Genomic DNA, 17990 nt, shown 5'->3' with positions numbered 1-17990 from the left:
GGCCCCCGGTGTTGCCCCCGGCAGGGGGAAGGCGAAAGCGACACGAAGTGCGCGCCGGGCTGGGGGCGAGCAATAATCAGGAATGATCTCTCGCGAACCCACCATCGAGCGCCTCGCCACGGCGCAACAGCTCCTTCTCACGCCGTTCGGCCTTGACGAATCGCACCTGAGCAAGGCCCTCGCCGAGATCACCTCCCACCGGGTGGACGACGCCGATCTCTACTTCCAGTACACGCGCAGCGAAGGCTGGAGCCTGGAGGAAGGCATCGTCAAGACCGGCAGCTTCAGCATCGACCAGGGCGTGGGCGTGCGCGCGGTCAGCGGCGAGAAAACCGCATTCGCCTATTCGGACGACATCTCCGAGGCATCGCTCCTGGATGCGGCCCGCACGGTCCGCTCGATTTCCTCCGCCGGCCGCACCGGCCGCGTGAAGACGCCGGCCCGCAAGATCGCTTCGAGCCGCTCGCTCTACAACGGCGTCGATCCCATTTCAACGCTCGACAGCACCGCCAAGGTCAAGCTGCTCGAAAAGGTCGAGAAGCTGGCGCGCTCGCGCGATCCGCGCGTGGCGCAGGTGATGGCGGGCCTGGCGAGCGAATACGACGTGGTGCTCGTGGCACGCGCCGACGGCACGCTGGCGGCCGACGTTCGTCCGCTGGTGCGCCTGTCGGTCACCGTCATCGCCGAGCAGAACGGCCGGCGCGAAGTCGGCTCCGGCGGCGGCGGCGGGCGTTTCGGCCTGGCCTACTTCAACGACGAGCAGATTGCCGAATACGTCGACCAGGCCGTGAAGGCGGCGCTCACCAACCTGGACGCCCGCCCGGCGCCGGCCGGCGAAATGACCGTGGTGCTGGGCTCCGGCTGGCCCGGCATCCTGCTGCACGAGGCCATCGGCCATGGCCTGGAGGGCGACTTCAACCGCAAGGGCTCGAGCGCCTTTGCCGGGCGCATCGGCAAGCGCGTGGCGGCCAAGGGCGTCACCGTGCTGGACGACGGCACGATCGCCGACCGCCGCGGTTCGCTCAATGTCGACGACGAGGGCAACGCCAGCCAGCGCAATGTGCTCATCGAGGACGGCATCCTAAAGGGCTACATCCAGGACTCGATGAACGCGCGCCTCATGAAGGTCAAGCCCACGGGCAACGGCCGCCGCGAGAGCTACGCCCACGTGCCGATGCCGCGCATGACCAACACCTACATGCTCGGCGGCGACAAGGACCCCAAGGAAATCGTGGCCAGCATCAAGAAGGGCCTGTACGCCACCAACTTCGGCGGCGGGCAGGTCGACATCACGAGCGGCAAGTTCGTGTTCTCGGCCAGCGAGGCCTTCTGGGTGGAGAACGGCAAGATCCAGTACCCGGTGAAGGGCGCGACCATCGTGGGCAACGGCCCCGATGCGCTGACCCGCGTGACCATGATCGGCAACGACATGAAGCTCGATTCGGGCGTGGGTACCTGCGGCAAGGAAGGCCAGAGCGTGCCCGTGGGCGTCGGCCAGCCGACCCTTCGGATCGATGGGCTGACCGTGGGCGGAACGGCCTGAAGGCTTGTTAAGCTGCGCTCCTTCACAAACAAGGAAGGAGCATTCGATGAGGATCAGGATCAGGATCAATTCTTCTGCGGCTCTGTGGGCCGCAACTGCCGTGGTCGTGCTTGCGAGCGCCGGTTGTGCATCGCGTGGCGCATCGAGCGCCGGCCAGCCCGCAGCGGCACCGGCCCCCGCACCCTCGGCACCGGCTCGCAGCGGTTCCGGCGCCGGCATGGATGGCCGTGGCAACGTGACCGATTCCTCCAAGGTCGAAGCCGGCAGCGGCCGCACGGTCAAGGGCCTGAACGGCTACGAAGGCGAGATCACCGGCAACCCGGCGCGCAACAGCAAATTCACCCGCCTGCAGATCGGCATGAGCGCCAAGCAGGTCACCGACATCGCCGGCGCGCCGACCGACCAGGGCGCGTATGTAACGGGCAAGGCTTTCATCCCGTTCTATTTCGGCAGCGACCGCCATCGTTTCGAGATGACCTACAAGGGCCAGGGCAGGCTGATCTTCGCGGGCGGCGGCATGGGTGAATACAGCAGCGGCAACCTGATCTGGATCATTCACAACGCCAACGAATCGGGCTACCGGTAAATCGCCCGAGGCCCGGCCGCTGGACCGGGTCTTTATTTTCCGTGCTACATTCCGCCCCTATGTCCGCCCTCCGCGCTTATTTCTTTGCCTACTTTTGGTTCCCGGTTTCCGGCGGACGAGAGGCGAGCGCGTAAAGCAAACGAACACCCTCCCAAAACCGCCGGCGCCTCAAGCCCCGGCGGTTTTTTTATGCCCTGACGATATTCACTCCAACAAGGAACCGAAACCATGAGCACGAACACTGCCCCGGCCAGCGACAGCTGGTATGCGAGCGTCGAAAAAACCAGCAAGACCGACGACGAACGCATCAAGGACATCAACGTGCTGCCCCCTCCTGAACATCTGATCCGCTTTTTCCCGATTCGCGGCACGCCGGTCGAAACGCTGATCCAGGGCACCCGCCGCAACATCCACAACATCATGGCCGGCAAGGACGACCGGCTGCTGGTGATCATGGGGCCCTGTTCGATCCACGACCCGGCCGCCGCCGTCGAATACGCCAGGCGCCTGAAGGTCGAGCGCGAAAAATACGCCGGCACGCTCGAGATCGTGATGCGCGTGTACTTCGAGAAGCCGCGCACCACCGTCGGCTGGAAGGGCCTGATCAACGATCCGTACCTGGACGAGAGCTTCCGCATCGACGAGGGCCTGCGCATCGCGCGCCAGCTCCTGATCGATATCAACCGCATCGGCCTGCCGGCGGGCAGCGAGTTCCTGGACGTGATCTCGCCCCAGTACATCGGCGACCTGATCTCCTGGGGCGCCATCGGCGCGCGCACCACCGAAAGCCAGGTGCACCGCGAGCTGGCCTCGGGCCTGTCGGCCCCCATCGGCTTCAAGAACGGCACCGACGGCAACATCCGCATCGCCACCGACGCCATCCAGGCAGCGGCGCGCGGCCATCACTTTCTCTCGGTGCACAAGAACGGCCAGGTCGCGATCGTGCAGACCAACGGCAACCGCGACTGCCACGTGATCCTGCGCGGCGGCAAGGCGCCGAACTACGACGCCGCCAGCGTCGAAGCCGCCTGCAAGGACCTGGAAGCCGCCAAGCTGCCGCCCACGCTGATGGTCGACTGCAGCCACGCCAACAGCTCCAAGCAGCACCAGAAGCAGATCGACGTGGCCAGGGACATCGCCGGCCAGATCGCCGGCGGCTCGAACCGCGTGTTCGGCGTGATGGTCGAGAGCCACCTGCAGGCCGGCGCCCAGAAGTTCACGCCCGGCAAGGACCAGCTCTCGGGCCTGGAATACGGCAAGAGCATCACCGATGCCTGCATCGGCTGGGACGATTCGGTGCAGGTGCTCGAGACGCTGTCGCAGGCCGTCAAGACTCGCCGCGGCTGAAAAAGGGGCTACAGCATCCCGGCCAACTCGGGCCAGTGGTGCCGCATCGACGCCGCCTCGTCGCTGTCGGCTGGCACCATCGAGAAATCGGCGAAGTCGAAGCCCGGACCGACCATGCAGGCGACCAGCGTGTAGTCGCCTGAGGTGTGGCCTTGAATCGGACGCGCCGTCTGCCACTGGCCGGCCGGCACCACATGCTGGGGGCGCGTGCCGTGCGCGTCGACCGGGCCCAGCCGCACGTGGGCCGGCGCCGTGCGCATCGCGGCATCGCAGGTCCAGAGCGCCAGTGGCACGCCTTCCAGGTGCACCCAGACTTCATCGGACAGCACCCGGTGCCAGCGCGAATGCTGGCCCGCCTCGAGCAGGAAGTAGATGCTGGTGAGCGCGCTGCGTGGTGCGCGACCATCGGCCGGCGCGACGCTGGCCGACGAACGGAACACCTCGCTGTACCAGCCGCCTTCGGGATGGGGCTGCAGCTTCAGGCTGTCGATCAGTTCCCGGGCACGCAGGGCGGTCATGATGCGACGGCCTTGCGGAGCGCCGCAAGCAGTTTGTCGTGCACGCCGCCGAAGCCGCCGTTGCTCATGCAGACGATGTGATCGCCCGGCCGCGCCGCCGCCACGATCTGCGCGACCAGCGGCTCGACGGCCCCGGCAACCTGCGCGCGGTCGCCCATCGGCGCGAGGGCCGCGGCGGCATCCCAGTCCAGTCCGGCCGTGTGGCAGAACGAGAGGTCCGCCGATTCCAGGCTCCACGGCAACTGCGCGGCCATGACGCCGAGCTTCATCGTGTTGCTGCGCGGCTCGAAGGCCGCGAGGATGCGCTCACTTTGCTTGCCCGCGTCGTCGAGCTTCTTGCGCAGGCCCTCCAGCGTGGTGCGGATGGCGGTGGGGTGATGGGCGAAGTCGTCGTAGACGGTGATGGCGCCCACCGTGCCGCGCAGTTCCATCCGCCGGCGCACGTTGCGAAAGCTGCCGAGCGCGCGCGCCGCATCGGCCGGCGCAACGCCGACGTGGTCGGCGGCCGCGATGGCGGCCAGCCCATTCATCTGGTTGTGCAGGCCCGAGAGTTCCCACTCGACCCGGCCGACCACCTCGCCTTGTCGCAGCACGTCGAAAGCGTCGTGCGAGCCGCGGGCCTGCCATTCGCCGCCCGCGCCGAAACGTGCGAGCTCGCTCCAGCAACCCTGAGACAGCACGCGCTGCAGGCTTTTCTCGGTGGCGTTCACCACCAGCCGCCCGGTGCCCGGCACGGTGCGCACGAGGTGATGGAATTGCCGTTCGATGGCGGCGAGGTCATCGAAGATGTCCGCGTGGTCGAACTCGAGGTTGTTGAGCACGGCGGTGCGCGGCCGGTAGTGCACGAACTTGCTGCGCTTGTCGAAGAAGGCGGTGTCGTACTCGTCCGCCTCGATGACGAAGGCGGCGCCATCGCCCAGCCGGGCCGACACGCCGAAGTCCAGCGGCACACCGCCCACCAGGAAGCCCGGCGCCTTGCCACCCTGCTCGAGCGCCCAGGCCAGCATCGAGGTGGTCGTCGTCTTGCCGTGCGTGCCGGCCACGGCCAGCACATGGCGGCCCAGCAGCACGTGCTCGGCCAGCCATTGCGGGCCGCTGGTGTAGGGCTTGCCGGCGTCCAGGATGGCCTCCATCAGCGGGAACTTGGGGCTGCCGTCGGGCAGGCGCGCCCTCGAAACCACGTTGCCGACCACGAACACGTCGGGTGCGAGGGCGAGCTGATCGGCGCCGAATCCCTCGATCAGGTCGATGCCGAGGGCGCGCAACTGGTCGCTCATCGGCGGGTACACGCCGGCATCGCAGCCCGTGACCCGGTGGCCCGCTTCGCGCGCCAAGGCTGCCACTCCGCCCATGAACGTGCCGCAGATACCCAGAATATGAATGTGCATCGGGCGATTCTAGGGAGGCGGAATGCGGGGCTCGCCGCGCGAGCCCTGCCTTCGCCCCGAGCTTCGTGTTGATTTCGTGTGCGTGGCGGCTACTGCGGGCAAAATGCCCCGATGGACACGTCCAAGCGTGAAATCGCCGCCACCGCAGCCCGCCTTGTCGTCGAGGAAGGGCTGGAATATGGGCCGGCCAAACGGCGGGCTTTGCGTGACCTGGGCCTGTCGGCGCGCACATCGCTGCCGAACAACGACGAAGTCGAGGCTGAGGTGCGCGACTACATCGCACTCTTCTGTGCCGACACCCAGCCGCGGGAATTGCATGCGCTGCGCTTGCTGGCGCTGGAATGGATGGAGCGGATGGCCGCCTTCCGCCCGCACCTCGGCGGCGCCGTGTGGCACGGCACTGCCACCCGGCTGTCGGACATTTACATCCAGATGTTCTGCGATGATTCCAAGTCCGCCGAGATTGCCCTCATCGACCACCATGTGGACTACGAGCCGCGCATGGTCACCGGCTTTCATGGCGAGCAGGTCGAGGCCTTGAGCGTGCATGCGCCAAGCCGCGCACTCGGCGAGGAAATCGGCGTGCACCTCTTGGTCTACGACCTGGACGACCTGCGCGGGGCCCTGAAGCCCGATGCCCAGGGCCGCACGCCGCGCGGCGACCTGCCTGCATTGCGCCGACTGATTGAAAGAGAAAAGGACAAGTGAATGACTTCTTCGCCGACACGACGCGGCATGCTCTATGGCGGCGTGGCGGCGGTGGCCGCCGCTGCCGGGGTGGGTGGCGCCTGGTGGCGGGAACGCAGCGCCGGCAGCAATGCGGGGGGTGGCGAGCAACTGGACGCGAGCTTCTGGGCCCAGAAATTCGAACGGCCGGAGGGTGGTGACCTGGCCTTCTCGAGCTTGCGCGGCAAGCCGCTGCTGCTCAACTTCTGGGCCACGTGGTGTCCGCCGTGTGTCGAAGAAATGCCGATGATCGATGCCTTTTTTCGTCAAAATGGTGCCAATGGCTGGCAAGTGGTTGGATTGGCTATCGATCAGCCCAGTGCAGTGCGCAAGTTCCTGCAGCGCACGCCGGTCACCTATCCGACCGGCTTGGCAGGCCTGCAAGGCACCGAACTGGTCAAGAATCTCGGCAACACCGGCGGCGGATTGCCGTTCACATTGGTCCTCAACGGTAACGGTTCGGTTGCAGCTCGTAAAATGGGCAAGCTCGAAACCGCCGATCTGGAGACTTGGCGGCGTGAACTTGTTCATGGTTAGAATCGGCCGCCCAAGCTGGCGTTAGCCACCAAACGCTGAAAATCGCCGATTTTCAGCCAAGTTATATCCGAATGACCGGCAAAGCCGGCACTGGAGTCCCATGGATCTGCGCAAACTCAAGACACTGATCGATCTGGTGTCCGAATCGAATATTTCCGAACTGGAGATCACCGAAACCGAAGGCAAGGTTCGCATCGTGAAGGGCGGCGGCGCCGCCCCGGTGCAGTATGTGCAAACCCTGGCAGCGCCGCCCGCTGCCGCCCCGGTCGCCGGCGCAGCCGCTGCGCCGGCCGCCGCAAGCGCCCCCGCCGTCGAAGCCGCACCGGCTGGCCACGCGGTCAAGTCGCCGATGGTCGGCACGTTCTACCGTTCGTCCAGCCCCGGTGCCGCCGCCTTCGTCGAAATCGGCAGCAAGGTGAACGAGGGCGACACGATCTGCATCATCGAAGCGATGAAGATCCTCAACGAAATCGAAGCGGACAAGTCCGGCACGATCACCCAGATCCTCGGCGAAAACGGGCAGGCGGTCGAATACGGCCAGCCGCTGTTCATCATCGAGTGACCATGTTCAAGAAGATCCTGGTTGCAAACCGGGGGGAGATTGCCCTCCGGATTCAGCGCGCCTGCAGCGAGATGGGCATCAAGGCCGTGATGGTCTATTCCGAAGCCGATCGCGACGCCAAATACGTCAAGCTGGCGCAGGAAGCGGTCTGCATCGGCCCGGCGCCCTCGGCGCTGAGCTATCTCAACATGCCGGCGATCATTTCGGCCGCCGAGGTGACCGATGCCGAAGCCATCCACCCCGGCTACGGCTTCCTGAGCGAGAACGCCAACTTCGCCGAACGCGTGGAGCAGAGCGGTTTCCAGTTCATCGGCCCGACGCCCGACAACATCCGCACGATGGGCGACAAGGTCTCGGCCAAGCAGTCCATGATCAAGGCCGGCGTGCCCTGCGTGCCCGGCTCGGAGGGCGAGCTCTCGGACGACGCTGCCACCAACAAGCGCATTGCCCGTGCGATCGGCTACCCGGTCATCATCAAGGCGGCGGGCGGCGGCGGTGGCCGTGGCATGCGCGTGGTGCACACCGAGGCGGCGCTGGTCAACGCGATCCAGATGACCAAGGCGGAGGCCGGCGCGGCCTTCAGCAATCCGGCCGTGTACATGGAGAAGTTTCTCCAGAACCCGCGCCACATCGAGATCCAGATCCTCGCCGACAAGCACAAGAACGCGGTCTACCTGGGCGAGCGCGACTGCTCCATGCAGCGCCGCCACCAGAAGGTGATCGAGGAATCGCCGGCTCCCGGCATTCCGCGCAAGCTGATCGAGAAGATCGGCGAGCGCTGCGCCGCGGCCTGCAAGAAGATCGGCTACCGCGGTGCCGGCACCTTCGAGTTCCTCTATGAGAACGGCGAGTTCTACTTCATCGAGATGAACACGCGCGTGCAGGTGGAGCATCCGGTGACCGAGTTCACCACCGGCATCGACATCGTGAAGACGCAGATCATGGTGGCGGCCGGCGAAAAGCTGCCATTCACCCAGCGCCAGATCGAGATGCGCGGCCACGCCATCGAGGTGCGCATCAACGCCGAAGATGCGTGGAAGTTCACGCCGTCGCCGGGCCGCATCACGATGTGGCATCCCCCGGGCGGCCCCGGTGTGCGCGTCGATTCGCACGCCTACACGAACTACTTCGTGCCCCCGAACTACGACTCGATGATCGGCAAGATCATCGTGTACGGCGACACGCGCGAACAGGCCATGGCGCGCATGCGCACGGCGCTGAACGAGACCGTGATCGAAGGCATCCAGACCAACATCCCGCTGCACCGCGAGCTGATGGTCGACGCCAAGTTCATGAACGGCGGCACGAACATCCACTATCTGGAAGAGTGGCTCGCGGCGCACAAGCGCTGAACACCCCCCAGGCTTTGCGCACTTCGTGTCGCGCGCGCCAACCCCCTTGCAGGGGGCAACACCTGAGGCCCGGCAGAGCCGGTTCCTCGGTGTTCCTTATGAAGAGGGACCTTGTGATGTTTGAACTTCGTTTGATGGCACCGGAAGACCGGGTCGAGATGCTCGGCGACGCGCTCGATGCACTCGATGCGCTGAGCGTCTCTGTCGAGGATGCCGATGCGCAGACCGATGCCGAGCAGGCGCTGTTCGGCGAGCCCGGCATGCCGCCGCCCAAGGAGGGCTGGCAGCGCTCGCGCGTGATCGCGCTGTTCCCCGACGAGGCGCTCGCGAACGAAGCCGCGTCGGTGCTCGCGCTGCAGGATTTCTTCGATGGCTGCGCGGTGCTCGGCGTCGCGCCGGTGCCCGAGCAGGACTGGGTGCGGCTCACGCAATCGCAGTTCACGCCGGTCGAGATCACGCCCGAGTTCTGGATCGTGCCGACCTGGCACGAGCCGCCGGCGCAGGCCAGGCAGGTGATCCGTCTGGACCCGGGTCTGGCCTTCGGGACCGGCACGCATCCCACCACGCGCATGTGCCTGCGCTGGATCGCAAGGCAGGGCGAAGGCGCCTTCGGCAAGCAGCGCGTACTCGACTACGGCTGCGGCTCCGGCATCCTGGCGATCGGCGCGGCGAAGTTCGGCGCACTCGACATCGATGCCGTCGACATCGACGAAGCCGCGGTCTCCTCGACCCGGTTGAATGCCGAAGCCAACGGCGTCAGCCTGAACGCGGGCCAGCCGGAAGCGGCCAAGGGCACCTACGACACCGTGCTCGCCAATATCCTGGCCACGCCGCTCAAGGTGCTCGCACCGCTGCTGCGCAACCACGTGGCGCCGGGCGGATCGCTGGTGATGGCCGGCATCCTGGAGCGCCAGGCCGATGAGCTGAAAGGGGCCTACGCACCGTATGCGGCCCTGGAAGTCAGCGACAGCGAGGACGGCTGGATCCTCATGACGGCACGCTGCTGAGCAGCGCGGCCGGGTTTTCGCGCTGCCGCGCACCGTTCGCGCCATTCGTGCGGCGGGGGCCCACCCCTACAATCGCCCGGTCATGAGCCTCGTCACGCGTTGCCCCGCCTGCACCACCACCTTCAAGGTGGTGCGCGACCAGCTTCGCATTTCGGACGGTTGGGTGCGCTGCGGCCGCTGCAGCCACGTGTTCGATGCGACGCTCGACCTGCATGAATCGTCCGACGGGGCGCCCGCGCCGTCGTCGGCGACAGCCTATTCGCCCGCGCTGGTCGAGCCTTCCTCCGAGAGCCGGGTCGATGCACCGCCTGCGCCGTCGCAGCCTTCCCAGGCCTCCGAAGATGCGGACTTCTTCGATGACGAGCCTGAGGAGCACGCCCAGGCCGAAGGGGCGCATCGGCCGCCCGCACCGCAAGAGCCCGAGGCTGTGGAAGTCGCAGCCGCGCCGCCGCCCGCACCATCATCCCCACCGCCCCCGGCGCTCTCGCTGCCCGCGCACGGCATCGTCGCGGACGAACCGTGGTCCGACCTGGATGTCAGCGAGCCCGCGTGGCGACCGCCGGCGAGTTCGCTGCCGCCGTTCCCGAACATCGACCTGAATCTCGCGCCGCCGCCGCCGTCTCCGCCTCCTCCGGTGCCCCCGCTGCCCGTGCCGCGCGCCAAGGTGCACGGACTGGTCGAGCCCACCCTCGACGACGGCGCTGAAGAAAAAGCAGAAAAAGAAGAGGACCACGACCAGGTGCAGATGCAGAAGGCGCTGCGCCGGGCACGCATCAAGTCGGCCAAGATCGCGAGCGCCAACAAGTCGCGCGAAGCGAGGGCCGCGGCCAGGGCCGCGTCGTCCTCGATGGTCCGGGAGGCGAGCGAGCCGGAGAACGCCGCCTCGCTGCCGCCGATGTTCGCGGAGCGCGAGGAGGACCATGTTTTCTCCGACGACGAGGAACACGACGCCCACGCGCCCGGCTTCTGGCAGCGCAAGGGCGTTCGGCGCTTGCTCGTCCTGCTGGCGGTGCTGGCCGTTCTCGTGCTCGCCGTGCAGATCGTTCGCCATGAGCGCGATGGCATCGTCGCGCGACAGCCGGGCCTGCGTCCTGCGATGGCGGCGCTGTGCCAGTACACCGGCTGCGAACTCTCGGCCTTGCGCCAGATCGGCGACATCATGATCGAGGGCGCCGCCTTCGCGCGCGAGAAGAGCGGCGGCAACGACTACCGCCTGAGCTTCACCTTGCGCAACGGCGCCACCGTGCCGCTCGCGATGCCGGCCGTCGAGCTGTCGCTGCTCGACACGCAGGAGCGCGCCGTGGTGCGGCGCGTGCTGACGCCCGCGGACTATGGCGCGCCGTCGGTGCTCGCGGCGCGCGCCGATCGCGCGGCTTCATTGCCGTTGACGCTGTCGCCGAACGAAGCGGCCGCACTGCCGCCCATTGCGGGCTACCGCGTGGAAGCCTTCTATCCCTAGCCGGACGCCTGCACGCAAGCACTCGTCCTTCCTTCATCCATCTTCTCTCAACGAAAACGGTCCACCCATGGCAGCAGTGATTTGCGGTTCCCTCGCGTTCGACACCATCATGACTTTCGAGGGACGGTTCGCCGATCAGATCCTTCCCGACCAGTTGCACATCCTGAACGTGTCGTTCCTCGTGCCGAGCCTGCGCCGCGATTTCGGCGGCTGCGCCGGCAACATCGCCTACAGCCTGAACGCGCTGGGCGGCACGGCATTGCCGATGGCCACGCTGGGCAGCGACGGCGCCGACTACCTGGAGCGCATGCGCACGCTGGGCATCGACACCGAGTTCGTGCGCCAGCTGGACGACACCTTCACCGCTCAGGCGATGATCATGAACGACGTTGACAACAACCAGATCACCGCGTTCCACCCCGGTGCGATGCAGCAGGCGCACATCACCAAGGTGGCTGCGCGCGATGACATCAAGGTCGGCATCATCGCGCCCGATGGCCGCGAGGCGATGCTGCAGCACGCCGAGCAATTTGCCGCCGCCGGCATTCCGTTCGTGTTCGATCCGGGCCAAGGCCTGCCGATGTTCGACGGCGATGCGCTCAAGCACTTCGTCGATCTCGCGAGCTGGGTCGTGGTCAACGACTACGAAGGAAAGATGCTGTCGCAGCGCACCGGCTGGAGCCTGGCCGAGATCTCCAGGCGCGTGCGCGGCCTGGTGGTCACGCTGGCCGCCGAGGGTTGTGAAGTCTGGATCGATGGCGAGCGCGAACATGTGCCGGGCGTGACGCCCACCGCCGTGGTCGAGCCCACGGGTTGCGGCGACGCATGGCGCGGCGCGCTGCTGTTCGGTCTGGAAAAGGAATGGCCGCTCGCGCAATGCGCGGCACTGGGCAATCGCGTCGGCGCGCTCAAGATCGCGCAGCGCGGCCCGCAGAACTACCAGGTCGACCGCAAGGCCCTGGGCCTGTAAGAAGCCTCTTTTTCGAGCGCGCATAAAAAAACCCGACACCGTGAGGTGCCGGGTTTTTTGCCGTCAAGGGCGCTTGGAAACTCAGGGCTTGCTGGCCGTAGGAAACGGCCAGGCTGCCTGGGGATTCAGCGTCGTTTGCGCGGCAGGGGCAGGCGCTACAGCAGCCTTGGCGGGTGCCTTGGCAGCCTTCTTTGCAGCAGGCTTCTTGGCAGCAGCGGCAGGCTTGGCAGCGGGCTTTTTCGCGGCTTTCTTGGCCGCAGCCTTTTTCGCAGGAGCCTTCTTGGCGGCGGCCTTCTTTGCAGGGGCCTTCTTGGCAGCTGCCTTCTTGGCAGGAGCCTTCTTCGCCGCAGCCTTCTTGGCAGGCGCCTTCTTGGCAGCGGCCTTCTTCGCCGGAGCCTTCTTCGCAGCGGCCTTCTTGGCCGGAGCTGCCTTCTTCGCTGCTACCTTCTTGGCCGGAGCCTTCTTGGCAGCAACCTTCTTGGCCGGAGCCTTCTTCGCTGCTACCTTCTTCGCCGGAGCCTTCTTGGCCGCGACCTTCTTTGCCGGAGCCTTCTTTGCAGCGGCTTTCTTAGCCGGCGCTTTCTTTGCAGTTGCCATTTCTATTTCTCCTTGATCAAGTTGAAAAAATCAACCTATTGAAGCACTCCACGCACGTTGGGAGCGTGAAGCGATTCATGGCGTTGGAATCTGAGCCCCAGCACCATGAACACCTGAGCCCCAGTCCATGTCGCGCTCTTCGGCGCGATCGGTGGCAAGGGCAATTCTTGAATTCATTAATTCTTATCGGAAAGATTCAATCCCAGGAGAGCGCACCACCCGACTGGTACTCGATCACGCGGGTTTCGAAAAAGTTGCGCTCTTTCTTCAGGTCAATCATTTCGCTCATCCAGGGGAACGGATTTTCTTCGTTCGGGAAGAGCGTTTCGAGGCCGATCTGCTGTGCACGCCGGTTGGCGATGTACCGCAGGTAGCCCTTGAACATGGAGGCGTTCATGCCCAGGACACCGCGCGGCATGGTGTCTTCGGCGTATTTGTATTCGAGCTCGACGGCCTTCATGAAGAGGTCCTTGATCTCGGCCTTGAACTCGGAGGTCCAGAGGCCGGGATTCTCGAGCTTGAGCTGGTTGATCAGGTCGATGCCGAAATTGCAGTGCATCGACTCGTCGCGCAGGATGTACTGGTACTGCTCGGCGGCGCCGGTCATCTTGTTCTGGCGGCCGAGCGCAAGGATCTGCGTGAAGCCGACGTAGAAGAAGAGGCCTTCCATCAGGCAGGCGAACACGATGAGCGACTTGAGCAGCGTCTGGTCGGTCTCGTGCGTGCCGGTCTTGAAGTGCGGGTCGCTGATGGCGTCGATGAACGGGAGCAGGAACTGGTCCTTCTCGCGGATCGACTGCACTTCGTTGTAGGCGTTGAAGATCTCGCTCTCGTCCAGGCCGAGCGACTCGACGATGTACTGGTACGCGTGCGTGTGGATCGCTTCCTCGAAGGCCTGGCGCAGCAGGAACTGGCGGCATTCGGGGGCCGTGATGTGGCGGTAGGTGCCCAGCACGATGTTGTTGGCGGCCAGCGAGTCGGCGGTCACGAAGAAGCCGAGGTTGCGCTTGACGATGCGGCGTTCGTCTTCGGTCAGGCCGTTCGGGTCTTTCCACAACGCGATGTCGCGCGTCATGTTCACTTCCTGCGGCATCCAGTGGTTGGCGCAGGTGGCGAGGTATTTTTCCCAGGCCCACTTGTACTTGAACGGCACCAGCTGGTTGACGTCGGTCTGGCCGTTGATGATGCGCTTGTCGGAGGCCTTGACGCGTTGCGCCACGACGGGAACCGAAGCGGGAGCAACCTGACGCAGCGGTGCGGCGGCGCCGTCATCGAGCGTGCGCGGGGCAGACGATGCGGGTTGTGCAATCGACGAAGTCGGAGCGTCCACCGAACGGCCTGCGGGCAAGCCGCTGGTCGATGCGTTGTGGTGCTGCAATCCTTGTTGCATATCCTTTGGTAAGGAGGGCTTGACTTCTTCGTCCCAGGTCAACATAGAAAAATCCAATGCTCAAATTATCGGAGTAACGATGTGAGTTGCAAAGTGCTCGTTCACATCGCGCTCCATTTATGTGGTTGTTATGTTGCTCGCATGCATCGCGCGATGTCAGTCAATGGCTTCATTGCTTGAACGTCGCACGACTTTCGCATGCACCTCACTGACTCAACTGACTCTTTCTTGTCGCGAGCACCGGCGTGTCACTGGCACGCTTCACAGGTCGGATCGTCCACACCGCAGAAGGCGATGTCGGTGGCGGGCATCGCGCTCATCTGTGCCTTCGCTGCAGCAGCGGCGGCTTCGAGTGCGCTCATGCCCGAGGGTGCGTCGTTGCCCGACGACACCGCGTTGAGACGGCCCGATTGCACCGTCGACTTCTCGGCGTGCGTCGCGCTCTGCGTGCGCAGGTAGTACGTGGTCTTCAGGCCGCGCAGCCATGCGAGCTTGTAGGTGTCGTCCAGCTTCTTGCCCGATGCGCCAGCCATGTAGATGTTGAGCGACTGCGCCTGGTCGATCCACTTCTGGCGACGCGAGGCGGCTTCGACCAGCCACGTGGTTTCCACTTCGAACGCGGTGGCGTAGAGCGCCTTCACGTCCTGCGGCACGCGGTCGATGGGACGCAGCGATCCGTCGAAGTGCTTCAGGTCCATCACCATCACGTCGTCCCACAGGCCCAGGCGCTTCAGGTCGCGCACCAGGTAGTGGTTGATCACGGTGAATTCGCCCGACAGGTTCGACTTGACCGAGAGATTGCCGAAGCACGGCTCGATCGAGGCGTCCACGCCGATGATGTTCGAGATGGTCGCCGTCGGTGCGATGGCCACGCAGTTCGAATTGCGCATGCCGTCGGCCTTGATCTTCTGGCGCAGCGCGTCCCAGTCGAGCGTGGCCGAGCGGTCCACCTCGACGTAGCCGCCGCGTGCCTGCTCGAGCAGGTCGAGCGTGTCGATCGGCAGGATGCCCTTGTCCCACAGCGAGCCCTTGTAGCTGGAGTACTTGCCGCGTTCCTTGGCCAGGTCGGTCGAGGCCCAGTAGGCGTGGTAGCAGATGGCTTCCATCGACTCGTCGGCGAACTGCACGGCTTCCTGCGAGGCGTAGGGAATGCGCAGTTCGTACAGCGCGTCCTGGAAGCCCATGAGGCCCAGGCCCACCGGACGGTGGCGCAGGTTCGAGTCGCGCGCCTTCTTCACGGCGTAGTAGTTGATGTCGATCACGTTGTCCAGCATGCGCATCGCGGTCGAGATCGTCCGCTTGAGCTTCTCCTGGTCGACCTTGCCGTCCTTCAGATGCTGCAGCAGGTTCACCGAACCCAGGTTGCAGACGGCCGTTTCGGTGTCGCTGGTGTTCAGCGTGATCTCGGTGCACAGGTTCGACGAGTGCACGACGCCCGCGTGCTGCTGCGGCGAGCGCACGTTGCAGGCGTCCTTGAACGTGATCCACGGATGCCCGGTTTCGAACAGCATCGTGAGCATCTTGCGCCACAGGTCCGAGGCCTGGATGGTGCGCGCGGGCTTGATCTCGCCGCGGGCGGCCTTCTCTTCGTAGGCGACGTAGGCCTTCTCGAAGTCGGCGCCGAACAGGTCGTGCAGGTCAGGCACGTTGGAGGGCGAGAACAGCGTCCAGGTGCCCTTTTCCATCACGCGGCGCATGAACAGGTCGGGGATCCAGTTGGCCGTGTTCATGTCGTGCGTGCGGCGGCGGTCGTCGCCGGTGTTCTTGCGCAGTTCCAGGAACTCCTCGATGTCCAGGTGCCACGATTCCAGGTACGTGCAGACCGCGCCCTTGCGCTTGCCGCCCTGGTTCACCGCCACGGCGGTGTCGTTCACCACCTTCAGGAACGGCACCACGCCCTGCGATTCGCCGTTGGTGCCCTTGATGTGGCTGCCGAGCGCGCGCACGCGGGTCCAGTCGTTGCCCAGGCCGCCCGCGAACTTGGAGAGCAGCGCGTTTTCCTTGATCGACTCGTAGATGCCGTCCAGGTCGTCGGGCACGGTGGTGAGGTAGCAGCTGGACAGTTGCGAGCGCAGCGTGCCGGCGTTGAAGAGGGTCGGCGTGCTCGACATGAAGTCGAACGACGACAGCACTTCGTAGAACTCGATGGCACGCGCTTCGCGGTCGATTTCGCCGAGCGACAGGCCCATGGCCACGCGCATGAAGAACGCCTGCGGCAGTTCGATGCGGGCCTTGCGCACGTGCAGGAAGTAGCGGTCGTACAGCGTCTGCAGGCCGAGGTAGTCGAACTGCAGGTCGCGCTCGGCCTTGAGCGCGGCGCCCAGGCGGGGCAGGTCGTACTGCAGCAGCTTCTCGTCGAGCAGTTCGTTCTCGACGCCCTTCTTGATGAACTGCGGGAAGTAGTCGGCATAGGCCGTGGCACGGTCCACCGGCATCACTTCGCGGCCGACGATCTCCTTGAAGATCGTGTGCAGCAAGAGGCGCGCGGTGGCGAAGGTGTAGTCGGGGTCTTTCTCGATCAGCGTGCGGGCCGCCAGGATCGAGGCCTTGTAGACCTCGTCGAGCGGCACGCCGTCGTACAGGTTGCGCATCGTCTCGGCGACGATGGGCGCGGCAGTGATGCTGTCGCCCAGGTTTTCGCAGGCCGATTCGATCAGGCCCTTCAACTGGTTCAGGTCGAGCTCGACGCGCTCGCCGTTGTCCAGCACGTGCAGCGTCTGCACGGCGGGCATTTCGTGTTCGCCCTGCTTGGAACGCTCCTGCGTGCGGCGTTCGCGGTACAGCACGTAGGCGCGGGCGATTTCATGGTGGCCGCCGCGCATCAGGCCGAGCTCGACCTGGTCCTGCACGTCTTCGATGTGGAAGGTGCCGCCGCCCGGACGCGAACGCACCATGGCGCGGATCACGCCTTGCGTGAGCACGTCGACCGTCTCGCGCACGCTGGCCGAAGCCGCGCCCTGGGTGCCGTGCACGGCCAGGAAGGCCTTCATCATCGCGATGGCGATCTTGTTCGGCTCGAAGGGAACGACGGCGCCGTTGCGGCGGATGATCTGGTAGTGCGCGAGGTTCTGGCCAGTGGGCGAGCCAGCGGTGTCTCGCTGCTGCTGCGGTGGCGTCGAGGGAACGGCACGCGGGGTCGATGGGGTGTTCAGGGCTGTTTGCATTCGCTTCCTCTCGGTTGGCAATTCTTGTTGGGTGGCGACGCCTTGGCTGGGCGCCGCGCCGGCGTTGTTGACCGGACGGAAGACACTATATCTAGGGTGCCAGGGGTCTACAAGCCACTACAGGTAGTGTTTTGTGAGTGGTTCACCTACTGCGGGTATCTCTCTAGGCATAGGCCATGGCTGGCGATGCCGCGTGAATACTGGCCTATGGTCGCGCAACCCGCATGGGACGTGGCTTGCGAGCTCTTTTGAGCCTGCAAGGCGCATGGTTGCTGCGGTTCACATTTGCATTCTCGAGAGCGATGCGGCCGAAGGGCAGGGCATCGCGAGGCGTCACGCGATTGAAAAAATTAGCGCTCCATCACAGATGGGGGAAACATCTGTGATTTCCAGCCCAGTTGCGCGTGCAGCAATCGCCAATCGAAGCCCGCGCCGGGGTCCTGTTTCCGGCCCGGTGCGATGTGCTCGTGACCGGCGATATGCGCGATGGCGTAGTGCTGCGCGATCGCGGGGCACAGGCTGGCCAGCGTCTCGTACTGCGCGGCTTCGAAGGTCTGGCCCTCGAGGCCCTCGAGCTCGATGCCGATCGAGTCGTCGTTGCAGTTGCCGCGGCCGCGCCACGACGACACGCCCGCATGCCACGCGCGTTCGTCGCAGCTCACGAATTGCCAAAGGTCTCCATTGCGGCGCACGTAGAAATGCGAGGACACCTCGATGCCGCGGATCGACTGGAAGTAGGGGTGCGCATCCCAGTCGAGTTGGTTGGTGAAGAGCCGCTGCACCGCATCGCCGCCGTATTCGCCGGGTGGCAGGCTGATCGAGTGCAGCACGATCAGGTCGGTCT

Annotated in this window: 16 protein-coding genes; 10 read left to right on the top strand and 6 right to left on the bottom strand. The window is 65.3% G+C overall.

All coding sequences use genetic code 11. The features are described 5' to 3' along the window. Positions 1-82 precede the first annotated feature (82 nt). The 3 genes from tldD (at position 83) to BM133_RS27850 (ending at position 3476) form a co-directional block, all read left to right on the top strand. Positions 83-1543: a metalloprotease TldD gene (gene tldD / locus BM133_RS27860; RefSeq protein WP_093441309.1), complete on the top strand. Its 1461-nt coding sequence runs from the start codon at positions 83-85 to the stop codon at positions 1541-1543. A 46-nt stretch (positions 1544-1589) separates the two neighbouring features. Continuing rightward, positions 1590-2129 (top strand): hypothetical protein, encoded by a 540-nt coding sequence (locus BM133_RS27855; RefSeq protein ID WP_093441306.1) that lies wholly within the window; start codon positions 1590-1592, stop codon positions 2127-2129. Between the two features lie 228 nt (positions 2130-2357). Further along, positions 2358-3476, top strand: a complete 1119-nt coding sequence (locus BM133_RS27850) for a 3-deoxy-7-phosphoheptulonate synthase (RefSeq protein ID WP_093441304.1) — start codon at positions 2358-2360, stop codon at positions 3474-3476. An 8-nt stretch (positions 3477-3484) separates the two neighbouring features. Here the strand turns inward: BM133_RS27850 and BM133_RS27845 are convergent, their stop codons facing one another. Both BM133_RS27845 and mpl read right to left on the bottom strand, forming a co-directional pair. After that, positions 3485-3994, bottom strand: a complete 510-nt coding sequence (locus tag BM133_RS27845) for a cupin domain-containing protein (protein WP_093441301.1) — start codon at positions 3992-3994, stop codon at positions 3485-3487. Then, on the bottom strand, positions 3991-5382 hold the full coding sequence (mpl, locus tag BM133_RS27840; RefSeq protein WP_093441299.1) for a UDP-N-acetylmuramate:L-alanyl-gamma-D-glutamyl-meso-diaminopimelate ligase: 1392 nt from the start codon (positions 5380-5382) through the stop codon (positions 3991-3993). The genes BM133_RS27845 and mpl overlap by 4 nt, the downstream gene beginning before the upstream one ends. Before the next feature lie 111 nt (positions 5383-5493). Here mpl and BM133_RS27835 point away from each other — a divergent pair, with 111 nt between their 5' ends. From BM133_RS27835 to BM133_RS27805, 7 genes are all read left to right on the top strand, one after another. Further along, complete coding sequence (locus BM133_RS27835) at positions 5494-6090, top strand: hypothetical protein (RefSeq protein WP_093441296.1); 597 nt, start codon at positions 5494-5496, stop codon at positions 6088-6090. Beyond that, positions 6091-6645 (top strand): TlpA family protein disulfide reductase, encoded by a 555-nt coding sequence (locus BM133_RS27830; protein WP_093441293.1) that lies wholly within the window; start codon positions 6091-6093, stop codon positions 6643-6645. 100 nt (positions 6646-6745) lie between these two features. After that, the gene (gene accB, locus BM133_RS27825) at positions 6746-7207 is read left to right on the top strand and encodes an acetyl-CoA carboxylase biotin carboxyl carrier protein (protein ID WP_093441291.1); all 462 of its coding nucleotides are present in this window, start codon (positions 6746-6748) and stop codon (positions 7205-7207) included. A gap of 2 nt (positions 7208-7209) precedes the next feature. After that, complete coding sequence (gene accC / locus BM133_RS27820; RefSeq protein WP_093441288.1) at positions 7210-8559, top strand: acetyl-CoA carboxylase biotin carboxylase subunit; 1350 nt, start codon at positions 7210-7212, stop codon at positions 8557-8559. Between the two features lie 116 nt (positions 8560-8675). Continuing rightward, a complete protein-coding gene (gene prmA, locus BM133_RS27815) occupies positions 8676-9566 on the top strand; it encodes a 50S ribosomal protein L11 methyltransferase (protein WP_093441286.1) in 891 nt (296 codons plus the stop codon). An 82-nt stretch (positions 9567-9648) separates the two neighbouring features. Continuing rightward, positions 9649-11025 carry a zinc-ribbon and DUF3426 domain-containing protein gene (locus tag BM133_RS27810; RefSeq protein WP_093441283.1) on the top strand — a complete coding sequence of 459 codons (1377 nt, stop codon included), beginning with the start codon at positions 9649-9651 and terminating at the stop codon, positions 11023-11025. Between the two features lie 67 nt (positions 11026-11092). Continuing rightward, entirely contained in the window at positions 11093-11995 is a 903-nt protein-coding gene (locus BM133_RS27805) for a carbohydrate kinase family protein (protein ID WP_093441281.1), read from the top strand. Between the two features lie 81 nt (positions 11996-12076). Here the strand turns inward: BM133_RS27805 and BM133_RS27800 are convergent, their stop codons facing one another. The 4 genes from BM133_RS27800 to ampD form a co-directional block, all read right to left on the bottom strand. After that, complete coding sequence (locus BM133_RS27800) at positions 12077-12592, bottom strand: histone H1-like DNA-binding protein (RefSeq protein WP_093441278.1); 516 nt, start codon at positions 12590-12592, stop codon at positions 12077-12079. Between the two features lie 196 nt (positions 12593-12788). After that, positions 12789-14027 carry a ribonucleotide-diphosphate reductase subunit beta gene (locus tag BM133_RS27795; protein WP_093441276.1) on the bottom strand — a complete coding sequence of 413 codons (1239 nt, stop codon included), beginning with the start codon at positions 14025-14027 and terminating at the stop codon, positions 12789-12791. 203 nt (positions 14028-14230) lie between these two features. Then, on the bottom strand, positions 14231-17146 hold the full coding sequence (locus tag BM133_RS27790; RefSeq protein ID WP_093441273.1) for a ribonucleoside-diphosphate reductase subunit alpha: 2916 nt from the start codon (positions 17144-17146) through the stop codon (positions 14231-14233). A gap of 350 nt (positions 17147-17496) precedes the next feature. Continuing rightward, positions 17497-17990, bottom strand: a 494-nt coding sequence (ampD, locus tag BM133_RS27785; protein WP_093441271.1) for a 1,6-anhydro-N-acetylmuramyl-L-alanine amidase AmpD, incomplete at its 5' end; no start/stop codon positions are given.

It is taken from the genome of Variovorax sp. 770b2, from assembly GCF_900115685.1.
Lineage (GTDB): Bacteria > Pseudomonadota > Gammaproteobacteria > Burkholderiales > Burkholderiaceae_C > Variovorax.
This window is presented reverse-complemented; position numbering and strand designations above follow the sequence as displayed.